11 protein-coding genes and 2 pseudogenes are annotated in these 13,028 nt (G+C 67.4%); 6 read left to right on the top strand and 7 right to left on the bottom strand.

The genetic code is table 11. The features are described from left to right. Nucleotides 1–149 precede the first annotated feature (149 nt). From AB0G01_RS32340 to AB0G01_RS32350, 3 genes are all read left to right on the top strand, one after another. Nucleotides 150–776 carry a maleylpyruvate isomerase family mycothiol-dependent enzyme gene (locus tag AB0G01_RS32340; RefSeq protein WP_360953660.1) on the top strand — a complete coding sequence of 209 codons (627 nt, stop codon included), beginning with the start codon at nt 150–152 and terminating at the stop codon, nt 774–776. An 88-nt stretch (nt 777–864) separates the two neighbouring features. After that, nucleotides 865–1,833, top strand: a complete 969-nt coding sequence (locus AB0G01_RS32345; RefSeq protein ID WP_360953792.1) for an IS30 family transposase — start codon at nt 865–867, stop codon at nt 1,831–1,833. A gap of 101 nt (nt 1,834–1,934) precedes the next feature. Continuing rightward, nucleotides 1,935–2,186 carry a hypothetical protein gene (locus tag AB0G01_RS32350; protein ID WP_360953663.1) on the top strand — a complete coding sequence of 84 codons (252 nt, stop codon included), beginning with the start codon at nt 1,935–1,937 and terminating at the stop codon, nt 2,184–2,186. Between the two features lie 342 nt (nt 2,187–2,528). On the opposite strand, the gene AB0G01_RS32355 is transcribed toward AB0G01_RS32350, so the two are convergent. Further along, nucleotides 2,529–3,308 carry an NAD(P)H-dependent oxidoreductase gene (locus AB0G01_RS32355; protein ID WP_360953666.1) on the bottom strand — a complete coding sequence of 260 codons (780 nt, stop codon included), beginning with the start codon at nt 3,306–3,308 and terminating at the stop codon, nt 2,529–2,531. Between the two features lie 138 nt (nt 3,309–3,446). Between AB0G01_RS32355 and AB0G01_RS32360 the strand changes: the two genes are divergently transcribed. Together AB0G01_RS32360 and AB0G01_RS32365 are read left to right on the top strand one after the other, a co-directional pair. Beyond that, on the top strand, nt 3,447–4,295 hold the full coding sequence (locus AB0G01_RS32360; RefSeq protein WP_360953669.1) for a helix-turn-helix transcriptional regulator: 849 nt from the start codon (nt 3,447–3,449) through the stop codon (nt 4,293–4,295). Between the two features lie 271 nt (nt 4,296–4,566). Then, nucleotides 4,567–6,073, top strand: a pseudogene (locus AB0G01_RS32365) (ISL3 family transposase). 208 nt (nt 6,074–6,281) lie between these two features. On the opposite strand, the pseudogene AB0G01_RS32370 reads toward AB0G01_RS32365, so the two are convergent. The 4 genes and pseudogenes from AB0G01_RS32370 to AB0G01_RS32385 form a co-directional block, all read right to left on the bottom strand. Beyond that, a pseudogene (locus AB0G01_RS32370) lies at nt 6,282–7,079 on the bottom strand (GNAT family N-acetyltransferase); the annotation flags it as partial. Between the two features lie 302 nt (nt 7,080–7,381). Continuing rightward, complete coding sequence (locus tag AB0G01_RS32375) at nt 7,382–9,196, bottom strand: FG-GAP-like repeat-containing protein (RefSeq protein ID WP_360953672.1); 1,815 nt, start codon at nt 9,194–9,196, stop codon at nt 7,382–7,384. A 17-nt stretch (nt 9,197–9,213) separates the two neighbouring features. Continuing rightward, entirely contained in the window at nt 9,214–10,242 is a 1,029-nt protein-coding gene (locus AB0G01_RS32380; protein WP_360953675.1) for a hypothetical protein, read from the bottom strand. 13 nt (nt 10,243–10,255) lie between these two features. After that, on the bottom strand, nt 10,256–10,804 hold the full coding sequence (locus tag AB0G01_RS32385; protein ID WP_360953678.1) for a WxL domain-containing protein: 549 nt from the start codon (nt 10,802–10,804) through the stop codon (nt 10,256–10,258). A gap of 413 nt (nt 10,805–11,217) precedes the next feature. Between AB0G01_RS32385 and AB0G01_RS32390 the strand changes: the two genes are divergently transcribed. Further along, complete coding sequence (locus AB0G01_RS32390) at nt 11,218–12,006, top strand: hypothetical protein (protein ID WP_360953681.1); 789 nt, start codon at nt 11,218–11,220, stop codon at nt 12,004–12,006. Here the strand turns inward: AB0G01_RS32390 and AB0G01_RS32395 are convergent. Both AB0G01_RS32395 and AB0G01_RS32400 read right to left on the bottom strand, forming a co-directional pair. Then, a complete protein-coding gene (locus AB0G01_RS32395) occupies nt 11,896–12,642 on the bottom strand; it encodes an integrase core domain-containing protein (RefSeq protein WP_360953684.1) in 747 nt (248 codons plus the stop codon). The genes AB0G01_RS32390 and AB0G01_RS32395 overlap by 111 nt on opposite strands. Next, a complete protein-coding gene (locus AB0G01_RS32400) occupies nt 12,630–12,992 on the bottom strand; it encodes a hypothetical protein (RefSeq protein WP_360953687.1) in 363 nt (120 codons plus the stop codon). Before AB0G01_RS32400 ends, AB0G01_RS32395 begins: the two co-directional genes overlap by 13 nt. Nucleotides 12,993–13,028 lie beyond the last annotated feature (36 nt).

Here is a 13,028-nt window from a genome sequence, read left to right on the forward strand (position 1 = left end):
AAGATCGCCGGTTGTGAGCAGCGCCAGTGCAGCACACCCGTGGTCGGGTCGTAGTCCAGCCTGCGCCGAGGTCGGCGGGGACATGGGTGGGACGAAACCGGTCATTGCGCATACCGCGCCGCTGCTGGCAGGATCGCTATCGTCGCGGCATGACCGACTTGCCGGAGATCCAGCAGCGTGAGCTTACCGCGCTCGTCGATGACCTGAGCGCGCTCGACCCGCAACAGTGGCGCTCGACTACTTTGTGCGCTGACTGGGACGTCGAGGAAGTCGTGGCCCATCTCGGCGCGGCTGCGACGACCACTCGGTGGGGGTGGATCCGCAGTATGGTCGCAGCCCGGTTCAACCCGGATGTTCATAACCGGCGGCGTCTTGAGGAGTTCCGCGGCGCCACCCCGCAAGAGACGCTTGAACGGTTCCGTCACGTTAGGGCGATCACGCTGCCGGTCAAGTCCTCCCCGGCAGGGCTGGGCGAGGTGATCGTCCATGCTGAGGACATCCGTAAGCCCCTGGGACTGCAGCACAACCCCGAAGCCGCCGGTCTGCTCGCCGTCGCTCGCTTCTTCGCGACGAAGAACTTCGCGGTCAACAGCAAGACCTTGGTCAAGAGCCTGGCTTTGCGGGCAACCGATGCCGAGTTCCAGGAAGGCAGCGGCCCCGAGGTTCACGGTCCGTTGTTGTCTCTGGTCATGGTGATGGCGGGCCGTCGCGCGTTCCTGCCTGATCTCAGCGGTGCCGGAGTCCCCGATCTGAGCAGAAGACCGATCTCGTCCTGAACACCACACCTCAGCTCTGGGCAGGTTCAGGCGGTCGTAGCATGTGATCTTGGTGTTCGGTGGGGAAGGATTGCCCGCCGTGCGTCGGATGTTGTCCTTGGCCGATCGGGAGGAGATCTCCCGTGGCGTGGCCGAGTCGTTGGAGTACAAGGAGATTGCGGTTCGGATCGGCCGTAACGCCTCGGTGGTCTCGCGTGAGGTGATCCGGCACGGCGGTCGGGACGGGTATCGGGCTGTGATGGCCGAACAGGCGGCGGGCGCGGCCCGGTCGCGACCGAAGTCGTTGGCGGTGGACCGCGTCCCTGCCCTGCGGGCGCGGGTGGCGGGATTGTTGCGGGCGGGCTGGTCACCGGCGTCGATCGCGGGGTGGTTGGCGCGCCAGGAACCGGGCGAGGACGCTGGCCGGGTGAGTCACGAGGCCGTCTACCAGTGGGTCTACGCCCAACCTGTCGCCACGCTGAACCGGGAGTTGATGGCGCTGCGGACCGGCCGCACGGCCCGCCGTGGACCGCGTCCGGCGCCCGCGCCGCGCATCCGCGAGCCCCGCTACCTCGACGAACGCCCCGCCGAGGCCGACGACCGGGCCGTACCCGGCCACTGGGAAGGCGACCTCGTCATCGGCAAGGCGGGCAGGAGTGCGGTGGCGACGCTGGTCGAGCGCACCAGCCGCTTCCTGGTCCTGGTCCCGCTGCGCGGACGCGACTCCCTGACCGTCACCGACGCGATCATCGCCGCCGTCGGCGACCTTCCGTCGTCGGTCACACGTTCCCCGACCTGGGACTGCGGCTCCGAGATGGCCCTGCACAAGCAGGTGACCGCCACCGGGCTGCCGGTCTTCTTCGCCCACCCGCACTCACCGTGGGAACGCGGGAGCAACGAGAATCTCAACCGCATCGTGCGCGAGTTCCTGCCCAAGGGCGTCGACATCCCCTCCGATCCCCGCTACCTCGCCGCCATCGCCGCCGAGATCAACGACCGACCCCGTAAGATCCACGACCGGAGAAAACCCAGCGAGGTATTCACCGAACTCCTCGAAGCGGATGCTTCCACCGCCTGAACTCACCCTGCCGACCCTGGTGGGCTGCGTTTGCTTGGACGCTGCGTGCTCGCTGCCGCGATGTCCAGTGATCATTTTAGCGGCTTCTTCCTACGGCTTCCGTGGAAGTTGACCACTGCTGGTGGTGCTTCCTTCCGGGGCAGTCGATCGTTGGTCTTGGTGGCGACGGCGAGGTGTTGTCGGGCGTCGGGGTGATCAAGCGCGCAGAAGTGATCACCGTAGCGAACCGGCTGGGCGCTCTTTCCGCGGTACCTGATCAAAAGATCGGACAAGTATCATCTGCACGGGAAACTGTCATTCTTGCGCGGAAACTACAGCCGCTGTACTTTCCGCGTGAAGATGAGCAGATTTGACCGCACGACGTGGTGTTTCCGGGCGAGATGATCGCTCGGCAAGCGATCGGTGTCCGCCCTACTTGATCACTCGCTTGCCCTGGCAGTGTGGTCGACAGCGATGTGAGCGGGCGGTCATGGCTGGTGTCGGCGTAATGGTCTACGTGCAGAGGTGGGTACGAATATGCGTGTAGGCAGCCGTGGGTACGGCGTGGTGATCGGTGCCCGGCCGCTCGGGGCTGTTCGTCAGCTGTAGCCAGTCAGCCAGACGGCGACGTCGACGAGGTCGGCTGCATTCCGTTCGACCAAGACGCAGCGAACCTGTTCTTCCAGCTCGTCGCTCCTCGCTAACGAGGCTGGTGGTCAGCCGCGCACGTGCAGCCCGAAACCCGTGCGGCCCGGGGGCTCCAGTCCCTCCTTCAGGTGCAGCGAGGGGATCTCGTAGTCACCGAAGTTCTGCCGCCGGAACGCGATCGGCTCGGTCGACTCCAGGGTGAGCAGGCGCTGTTCCCATGCCTTGGCGACGTCCGTGTACTCCTCGCCGGTCATCCGGTCGGTGCCGTACAGCACGAACGGCGGCAGCGCCTCGATGCCCGGGTAGTAGAGGATGCCGTGGTGGATGGGGAACAGCAGATCGTCGATGGGACCGTTGATCCCGCGAGCGGCGTAATGCGACTCCGGGCCGCCGGCTGTCACCGACAACAGAGCCTTCCTGCCCGCGAGGGTGCCTTCGCCGAAGCGCTCGCCATATCTGGTGTCGCTGTGCTCGCCGACGCCGTACGCGAAGTGGTGGGTGAACACCCGGTCCACCCAGCCTTTGAGGATCGCGGGCATCGTGTACCACCACAGCGGGAACTGGAAGATGATCGTGTCGGCCCACAGCAGCTTCTCCTGCTCGGCGAGGACGTCCGAGGTGAGCGTCCCGGCGTCGAAGGCCCGGCCCGAGTCCAGGGCGACCTTCAGCGGGCTTGAGGTGTGGGGGCCGTAGTCCGCGGCGTCCACGACAGCCTTCCAGTTCATCGCGTACAGATCGCTCACCCGTACCTCGTGCCCGGCAGTCTCCAATGTGGACACCGCGAGGTCCTTCAGCGAGCTGTTGAGCGACTTCGGCTCCGGGTGGGCGTAGACGATCAGCGTCTTCATGGGAACTCCTTCGGATCGGGTGCCTTCGATCCTGGGCGCTGCGGCGCCCGGCGTTCAGGGGCGCCTCTTCCATCGGACGGGACTTCCTGGTAACGGCAGGACCACCTTCACGGGCACCACCGAGTTCATACTGGGGGTATGGACGATCTTGCGGGCTTCCTGCGGACCCGGCGTTCCCGGGTCGACCCAGCGGCCGTCGGCATCCCCACCGACAGGCACCGCCGGGTCGAAGGGCTGCGCCGCGAAGAGGTCGCGCACCTGTCCGGAGTCAGCGTCGACTACTACGTACGCCTGGAGCAAGGCCGCGCGACCCAGCCCTCCGAGCAGGTCCTCGATGCGCTTGCCCGCGTCCTCGGCCTTGACGAGACCGAACGCGGGCACCTCTACCGGCTCGCCCGGCAGCGCCGCCGCCGCGCGAAGGCGCCGGGCGGACGGGTCCGGCCGGAGCTGCTGCGCGTCCTCGACCTGGTCGTCGACGCACCCGCGCTGATCATGGACCACCGCTTGGACGTGCTCGCCGGGAACCGCCTCGCCGGGCTCCTCTACGGCGTGGCGATGCCGGGCCTGAACACCGCCCGGCACATCTTCCTCGAGGAGGCCGAGCGCGGCCTCTACGCGGACTGGGAGAAATGCACCCTCGACGTGGTCGGGCACCTGCGCCTGGCCGCCGGCAAATATCCCGAGGACCCCCGCCTGGCCTCGCTCATCGGTGAGCTGGCGATGGGCAGCGAGCGCTTCCGCCGTCTCTGGGCACGCGCGGACGTGCGCGCCCGCACCCATGGACGCAAGGCGTACCGGCATCCGCTGGTCGGACTGCTGGAACTGCACCAGGAGAACTTCGCACTACCGGACGAATCAGGCATGGAGCTGCTGGTGCTGTCCGCGGCCCCCGGCAGCCCCGCCGAGGACGGGCTGCGCCTGCTCGTGGGCCTGGGCGCGGACAGCGGCGACGCTCATCCCACAATGAACGCTCAGGTCCGCGAGTAACCCAAAGCGGTGTCAGACGTCGCGAGCCGACGCCAGCCGACCTGCCCGCGTTTCCACTGATCTTTAATCGATGAAAACCAGACGAAAAATCAATGAAAATATGAAATCAAACCTCGGAACCCACACGTGCAGGTTCTGAACATAGATGATCAGAGCAATACCTCTGGCGGGGTCTGTCCAGTGTTCGGCTCTGGCCCGTAGTCGGTGGTGACGTCGAGTAGCGAGCCATGATCACGATCTTGTGATGGATGTCGACTCCCTTGCGGGAACAGTGTTTTCCGGACTGTCGGCGCTGGTCGTCCAGGACGTGGCGGACAGCGGATGCATGGTGGTGATCACGGCCCGCACTCGGGACATGGCCGTGCCGTGTCCGGTCTGCGGAGCCACCACGGCGAAGGTGCACGGCTACCACCGCCGGACAGTGAAGGATGTGCCGGTCGACGGCCGCCAAACCATCGTCCAGCTGCGCGTACGCCGGCTGGTCTGCCCAGCCCCGGGCTGCCGGCGGCAGACCTTCCGGGAACAGGTTCCCGGACTGCCGGAGCGCCACCAACGCCGCACGGTGCGGCTTGTCCGGCAGGTATCCCAAGTGGCCCAGGAATCATGCGGCCGGGCGGCCGCACGCCTGACCAATCTCCTCGCCGTTCCCGTGTCCCGCAGCACCGCGTTGCGCCGTCTACTGCGCCTGCCGCTGCCCGAACCGACGGTCCCCCGGGTGATCGGCGTGGACGACTTCGCCCTGCGCCGCCGCCATCGCTACGCCATGATCGTCATCGACGCCGAGACCGGTCGACGTGTCGAGGTCCTGCCCGGCCGTGACGCGGCCACCCTGGAGTCGTGGCTGCGCGGGCATCCCGGTGTCGAGGTCGTGTGCCGGGACGGCCTCGGCCACCTACGCCGAGGCCGTCCGTCGCGCCCTGCCCGACGCGGTGCAGGTCAGTGATCGATGGCACCTGTGGCGCACTCTCTGCGACAAGGTACCGGTCGAGGTCCGCGCGCATGCCGGGTGCCGGGCCGGCGTCAACCCACCCCGCCCAGGCGGAGTTCTCGAGCAGACCGTCCGCGACCGCTGGAACAAGGTCCAGGATCTGCTCGGCCGGGGCGTCGGTCTGCTCGACTGCTCACCGCGCCTCGGCGTGACCCTCAATACGGTCAAACGGTATGCCCGCATGCCCGAACCCCAGGCCCTTCGCATCGCTCCCACCTACCCCCCGACCCTGGTCGACCCCTACCGCGACCATCTGCGCGCCCGCCGCGCGGCCGATCCCGCGGTCCCCGTCACCCACCTGCTCGCGGAGATCCGGGGAATGGGCTACACCGGCAGCGCCAACCTGCTGGTCCGTCACCTCGACCAGGGCCGCGCCCAAGGCGACCGTCCGGTCACGACCTCCCGTCACGCCAGCCGGCTCCTGCTCACCAAAACCGACAACCTGCGCGCGAAGGACACGGCGCTGCTGGAGAAGAACACCATGGCGTGCCCGGAGACGGCCGCACCCGCCGATCCGGTGCGCGGCTTCGCCGCCCTGCCGACACCGGCCGCGGGCAACGACGTGAAACCCACCGAGTGGATCGCGACGGCCCGCGCCGTCGACCTGCCGCACTTACGCAGTCTCACCAACGGTTTCGAGATCGACCGGTCCGCTGTGGACGCTGCCCTTACCTTGCCCTACCACAACGGCCGCACCGAAGGCGTCAACGCCCGCACCAAGAGGATCATGAGGCAGATACACGGGCGTGCCGGTTTCGACCTGCTCCACCACCGCATTCTCCTGCCTTGACAGATGCTCTGTGTCACCACCGACTATGGGCCAGAGCCGCTCGTTTTACAGTCCCGGTACGCTTCTATATATGAGCCGATGTTCGATACTCGGCTGATGTGGCCTTGGCTCGCAGTGCGAACGTGGGGACACCACTCGGCCCGCAGGGACGTCAGTGCGCTGATCGATTTCTCATGAGAGTGCGGTGGTCCTACGCGGTGCTCAGGTCCTATCGGACGGTCGAGCGGCGCTCGATGAGGACGGTGTCGTGCCAGACCCCGTCGAGTTGTGCGATGCGTTCGCGGATGCCCACGGTGCGGTAACCGGCCGAGTGGTGCAGGGCGATACTGGTGCGGTTCTCGATGAAGATCGAGGTTTGCAGTGTCCAGATTCCGTCGTCGTCGGCGGCGGTGACCTGCTTGTGCAGCAGGGCTTTGCCGACTCCTCGGCCACGGTAACCAGCGGCGACGTAGACGGAGGTTTCGGCGACGCCTGCACAGCACTCGCGGTTCGAGACCTGGCTGGCAGCGGTCCAACCGACAACTTCGCCGTCGATTTCGGCGACCCGTCGATGGCCGGGCAGCCATTTCGCATCGAGGGTGGCGCGGCTGGGGACGGTGGTTTCGAAGGTGGCGATGCCGGTAGCGATGCCTTCGCCGTAGATACGGCGCACGGCCGTCCAATCACGGGGTTCGAGGGCGCGCACGGTCACGTCGTCGGGTACGTCGTCGGGACAGCAGGGGCGGGGGGCGAGCAGTCCCATGACGGCGTCGGCGGCCTGCGGGAGTTCGGCGCAGCAGGCTTCGTTGACCGTGACGATCGTGGCGGTGCCCTCCTTGCGAAGGCGGACGAAACTGACGTCGGCAAGTTTGCGCACGTGGTGAGAGGTAGTCGACTGACTGGTGCCGAGGATCTCGGTGAGCGCGCCGACGGTGACGCCGGTCGGGCTGGTGGCCACAGCGTGCAGGAGGCGGACGCGGACGGGCTCGGCGAGGCAGGCGAACCAGTCGGAGTAGGTGGCCGCCTTGCCGGTGGGGCTGGCCGCTGCGCCTTCTCCGCGAGCTGCTGATCGCGGCGGCGGTCAGAACTTCACCGTCCCGACCGCCTGGTCGGCGCGTCCACGTCCGCGCGCACGGACCCGTCAAGACCTCGGCCTGGTCCGCTTCGTGGTCAGGGGAAGGCCGATGCGCGGCGTGGTCGCGATCCCGTCCGCCGTCGCCGCGGTCTCGGTTTTCGCCCGGGCGCGCGACGAACAGGGTGCCGCCACAGGATCGGAGGTGTGCGGAACGCCGGCAGTGGCGGGTCGAGCCCGCCTTCGTCGGTTCCGGGTCAGGCGACCGAGTGGGTGATCGTGGCGGTGTAGGTGCCCGCGGCCGCGGTGAGCGGAACGGACACGACCAGGGTCGGGTTCCACGTGGCCTTGTTCGTGCCGTTGCCACCAATCAGGCTGAAGACCGTGCGGGACGCCGTGAGGACCACCGCTGTGCCCGCCGTCGTCTGACCGGGGGTGAAGGTGCCGGTGCCGGTCGTGGTGGTGGCGGGCCCCGACCAGTACTTCACGTTGGCCAGTGCCACCGTGCCGCCCGTCTTGGTGAAGGCGGTGGACGAGACCGTTGCGACCCACGCCGCGCTGGCGTTGCCGCGGTTGTCGATCACTTGGACGGCACCCAGGCCGGCACTGGAGGTGGCGCCGATCGCGATCGTGCCCAGACCCGTCGAGGCCGAGGCGGTGATCGACAGGCTGCCCGCGATCACGGTGAGGGTGAAGGTCTGCGTGGCGTTCGTGCCGGAGGTGTTGGACGCCGTGATCGTCAGCGAGTAGACCCCGGAGGTGGTGGGGGTCCCGGCCAGCGTGGCGGTGCCGTTTGCGTTGCCCACGAAGGTCACGCCGGTGGGCAGAGTGCCGGTCTTGGTGATGGTGGGTGTGGGGAAACCGGTCGCCGTGACGGTGAAGGTGCCCGCGACACCGATCGTGAACGTCGTGTTGTTCGCACTGGTGATGGTCGGTGGCGACGCCGTCGTCGAGAGCAGGACGGCCACGCTGGGGCCGAACTGGTTGGTGGTGGACAGGTCGTTGCGGCCGTCGGCGTTGAAGTCCCCCACCGCCACGCCGTACGCCCCGCAGCAGCCCGACGCGAAGTCGATCTTCGTGTTGAACGTGCCGCCCGAGTTGCCCGTGAGCACCGACAGCGTGTTCGGGCTGTTGGCGGCCACCACCAGGTCCAGCACGGCGTCGTTGTTCACGTCGCGCGCCGCGACGCCGATCGGGTACGTGCCGGTGGCGTAGTCGACCTTGGTGTTGAAGGTGCCGTTGGCGTTGCCCGTCAAGATCGACACCGTGTCCAGACCGCTGCTGGTGACAGCCAGGTCGGGGCGACCGTCGCCGGTGAAGTCGGCCGTCTCGACCTCGAACGGACTGGCACCCACGGTGTAGTTCACCTTGGCGGCGAAGGTGCCGGTGCCGGAGTTGAGGAAGACCGAGACGTTGGACGCGGTGCTGTTGGTGACGACGATGTCGGGCCTGCCGTCACCGGTGAAGTCGGCGAGGGCGATCCCGTTCGGTGTCGCTCCCGCGCCGTCGGTGTAGTCGACCTTGGTGTTGAAGGAGGTGCCGGTGTTGAGCAGTACCGACACCGTGTTGGCGCTGCCGTTGGTGACGACGATGTCGGGTCGGGTGTCGTTGTTGAGATCGCTCATCGCCACGCCGTTCGGACTGCCGCCGGTGGTGTAGTCGACCTTGGCGTTGAAGGTGCCGTTGGCGTTGCCCGTGAGCACCGAGACGGTGTTCGAGCCGCTGTTGACCACGGCCAGGTCGGCACGGGTGTCGTTGTTAACGTCGGCCAGCGCGAGGTCGTTGGGGCTGGTGCCGGTGGTGTAGTCGACCTTGGCGTTGAAGGTGCCGTTGGCGTTGCCCGTGAGCACCGAGACGGTGTTCGAACCTCTGTTGGTGAATGCCAGGTCGAGCCTGCCGTCGGCGTTGAAGTCACGCGTCACGAGTCCGACCGGACCGGAACCGGAGCCGTAGAGGACCGCCGCGGCGAAGGTCGGGGTCGTGACGGCCCAGGCCGCGGAAGCCTGGACGACCATCGCCGCGCCGACCAGGACGGTGACGGCGGCCAGTCCGGTCCACCGCCGTCCTGACATCCGCCGGGCCGCCCCGGTCACGGTCCGCCGAGTGGCGTGAGCCCGGCCACTCGAGCAGGTCTGCGGTCTGCCCTGCGACGACGCGCGAACAAGTAAACCGCCAGCAGTGCGAGGAGCAGTAGGCTGGCCAAGGCAATGAGGAGCGCCAGGTTCCGGTCGAGCCAGGTGGGCGAATCCGGTACGGCCATCTCCCCGCGGGTGTCCACGGCGACGGGGAAGGTTATCGTCGCGGTGACGGTGCGCTCGAGCGCACCACTGCGCAGCGTGAGCCGCGCGCTCCAGGGCCCTTCGGGCAGTCGCTTGTCGAGCAGGATCTGCACGCTGGCGGTGCCACCGGGTGCCATGGTCGTGCCCAGCGTGGCGGGGAACGGACCCGCGGTCAACGATCCCGGCCCGTCGGACAACGACATGTCACCCGCCAGGTCCACTGCCCGGCCGCCGGTGTTGCGCACGGTCGCGAGCACCTGCGGTCGACCGTCCTCGGTCCGCGTCGGGGTGAGACCGCTGACGGCGAAGTCCGAGGCGGGTTCCCCGCCCGCGCCGACGTCGAGATAGGCGCGGATCCCGACCCTGCTGGCGAGGATGACGTCGTTGTCCCCGGCGACCGGGGCGCTGGTCTGCGCCCAGAGCACACCGAACCGCTCGCCCGGCGCGGCAAGGGGATCGACCTTGATGGTGACCAGCACGCGGGCGCTCCTTCCCGGATCGAGGTCGAGGAAATTCTGGTCGACCGAAATCCACTTGGTCAGTTCGTTGTCCGCCCGGCCGGGCAGCAACTCGAACGTGTTGTCGGTGATCCGCGCTGCGCCGGGGTAGATCTCGATCCGACGCGGCGTAGAGGAACTGTTGGTGATCTGCACCGCCCGCGTGATCACGGTGCCCGGAGCCAGGTGATCGACGATGTAGACCTGCGCGCGGGGATCGTCGCGACGGCTGATCGGCGCGTCGAGGAGTTTGATCCCAATGGCGTTGTCGGGCTCGTCGGCCTGGGCCGAGGTGCTCATGCCAGCGCTGCTGATCGCGGCCAACAGCAGTGGCACGAGCACTCGGGGGAAGAAACTATGCAACTTGATGACTGATAGTCCCGGTGTAGAGGGTGTTCGCCGTGGCGGTCAACGGGATCGCGACGGCGAGCGTCGGATTCCAGGAGACTGTGTTACCCCCGGCGGTGGTGTTGGCATAGGTGTAGGCGGTGAGCGGGGCCTGTGCGGTCGCACCAGGCGAACCGGGGGTTCCGGCGGTGATCACCGGAGTACCGGGCGCGGTGGTGGCCGTAGTGGCCCCTGGGGTGTAGGTGACGCCCGCGTTGGTGATGGCGACACTTCCCGTGCCGGTGAACCCGGTGGTGGAGTAGACACTCGCCAACCAGCCTGACGCCGTACCCCGCGAGTCGTTGACCGTCACCGTGCCGAGGGGACCGTTCACCGAACCGCCCGGCGTGGTCGTGCCGCCGGTCAACGTCGCCGTCGCGGCGGCGGTGATCGTCAGAGCGCCACCGCTGGTCGTGAAGGTCACGATCGTGTCGACCGCGTTCGCGGGGAGGGCTGTGGCCACCAGTCCCGCACTCGCACCGGCCAAGGCCAGTGCGACGAAGCTCTTTCGGTTCATGGTCCTCCTGAATCAGTGGGTGAAACCTCAACCTACCCCTTGAAATTGAATTTTTGAAGATTTTGCCGACCGTGATGTGCGGGTCGGACGCATTTCACCCGTTGTGACAAAATTTCATGATCTAAATTTTTGAAACGGTTGCAACCGTTTCGCTACCGTTTTCAGGTAACGATCACCACCGTCCGGAACGATGGCCTTGATCAGGTATTACCGGAACAGGCCGTCGAGTCGTGGGACGGTGAACGGGGGTCCGATCGACCGCGTCGCGCTGGGTGCCAGGAATGTGGGTCCGGTCTGCGACCAGACGCTGCGGGACGTTGTGGAAACGATTTTCCTCGTGCGGGCGGCAAATTCTCCACCGACCGGTCGACAGCACCGGTGCGGGTGCCCTCACGCGAAGTGGTCCACGACACGTGGCGGCGTCCTGGCCGTGCGGCATCAACGGCCGGCGCGTCCCGATCAAGGGTGGTGGTAAGAGCGGAGCGGTGGTGGCGGCCGGTGTGCTCGCGCTCGGCATGCCCGCCGGCACCGCGGGCGTGACCCTCGGGGGTGGATCCAGCATGGTTTCCGAGGTCGGAGCAGGCGCGCAGCACGCCGTGCAGGGCGTCGGCTCCGGATCGGGCTCGGGTGGCTCTACGCAGCTCAAGGCCCACAAGTCCGAGGGACAGAAGTCGGCGCGCAAAGGTGACAGCGAGGCCGCGTGGCAGCGACTCGGCGTCAAACAACTCCAGCGCACCGCGCGTCAGCAGGCCGAGTGTGTGGTGGTCTCGTTCGGGCAGATCCGCGACTTCTTCACCCACACCCGCTGCACCTCCCTGGACCGCGCCCTGTTCCTGGTCTGCGACGGCGCGGGCAACACCGCGGTGCTATCAGTGGCCTGGGTCGGCCTGGCCTCCACCCGCGACGCCGACAAGTTCGAGTCGGTGATGGAGATCCACGGCAGCGGCGACATCAGGCCTCTTGGCTCGGCGATGCTGGGCCTCGCGGACATTCGCTTCACCGGCGAGAACTACGGCAGCGATCGCAACGGCAAGACCGTCACCATCGCCGAAAGCGAACTCTGTGTTTGCCGAAAATGTCGTCCGTGCAGGTCAGGCGGCGTGGTGGTACTCGTTGAGGATGCCGTCCAGTCGTTGCCGACGGCGGATGTCGAGGCGGGTGAGGGTCGCCTGATCGGTGACTGGCTGTGGGAGTGGTTGTAGTGGTCGGGCGTTGGCGATGCCCTGGTGGGGCCGGTGGGTGTTGTAGGAGTGCTCGTACTCGTGCAGCGCGTGGAGCAGGTGCTGCTGGTTCCGGATCAGCGTTCGGTCGAGGAGTTCGCGGCGGCAGTTGTGGATCCGGCGTTCCGTGATCGCGTTCATGCGCGGGATGCGGACTCCGCTGAGGACGACCTGGATGCCGGCGTCGGCGAGGACGGCGTCGAACAGTGCCGGGTACTTCCCGTCCCGGTCGCGGATCAGGAACCGCACGGAGCTGCCCGCGTCGTCGAGGTCCATGACGAGGTTCCTGGCGGCTTGGGTGACCCAGGACGCGGTCGGGTGCGTGGTGGCGCCGAGGACGTGGATCCGGCGGCTGGCGTGTTCGATGATCGCGAGTACGTAGGGGCGGGTGCCGTTCAGGGTGGTGGTCTCGAAGAAGTCGCAGGACAGGAGTGCGTCGGCCTGGGAGTGGAGGAAGGTCGACCAGGTCGTCGTGGTGCGTCCGGGTGCCGGGTCGATTCCGGCGTCCTGGAGGATCTGCCATACCGTGGATGCGGCGATCTTGATGCCGAGGACGAGGAGTTCTCCGTGAATGCGACGGTAGCCCCATGTTGGGTTCTTTCGTGTCAGGCGCAGCACGAGGAGCCGGATGGAGCGGATGGTCCGTGGTCGGCCGGGCCGCTTGGGTGGGACTTGGCGGCGTGGCGGTGTGCGAGGAGGTCGCGGTGCCACCGCAGCACCGTCTCCGGACGTACCAGTAGTCGGAGTCGACGAAGCGCTCGCACCGGGAGTCGGTGCAGCAGCGCTGCGAGGAACGCGCGGTCTCCGGGGGAGAGCCGTGGGCGGGCGTCGCCGAGTTGGCGTTCCAGGACCACGATCTGGTGGCGCAGCGCAAGGGTTTCCGTGTTCTTGTCCCGGTCGCTCATGGGCAGCAGACGCAGCAACGCGAGGGCGTTGGTCATGCCCAGGTAGGCCAGTCGAAGCAGCACAGCCGGTCATCATGCCGCGCCAGACGCCGAGCCAGT

This window comes from Actinosynnema sp. NPDC023587 (genome assembly GCF_040640215.1).
Taxonomy (GTDB): Bacteria; Actinomycetota; Actinomycetes; order Mycobacteriales; family Pseudonocardiaceae; genus Actinosynnema.

What these genes read in the sequence shown, in the direction of transcription:
- AB0G01_RS32340 (WP_360953660.1), top strand. Translation starts at nt 150, where the DNA reads ATGACCGACTTGCCGGAGATCCAGCAGCGTGAGCTTACCGCGCTCGTC.
- AB0G01_RS32345 (WP_360953792.1), top strand. Translation starts at nt 865, where the DNA reads ATGTTGTCCTTGGCCGATCGGGAGGAGATCTCCCGTGGCGTGGCCGAG.
- AB0G01_RS32355 (WP_360953666.1), bottom strand. Translation starts at nt 3,308, where the DNA reads ATGAAGACGCTGATCGTCTACGCCCACCCGGAGCCGAAGTCGCTCAAC.
- AB0G01_RS32360 (WP_360953669.1), top strand. Translation starts at nt 3,447, where the DNA reads ATGGACGATCTTGCGGGCTTCCTGCGGACCCGGCGTTCCCGGGTCGAC.
- AB0G01_RS32375 (WP_360953672.1), bottom strand. Translation starts at nt 9,196, where the DNA reads ATGTCAGGACGGCGGTGGACCGGACTGGCCGCCGTCACCGTCCTGGTC.
- AB0G01_RS32385 (WP_360953678.1), bottom strand. Translation starts at nt 10,804, where the DNA reads ATGAACCGAAAGAGCTTCGTCGCACTGGCCTTGGCCGGTGCGAGTGCG.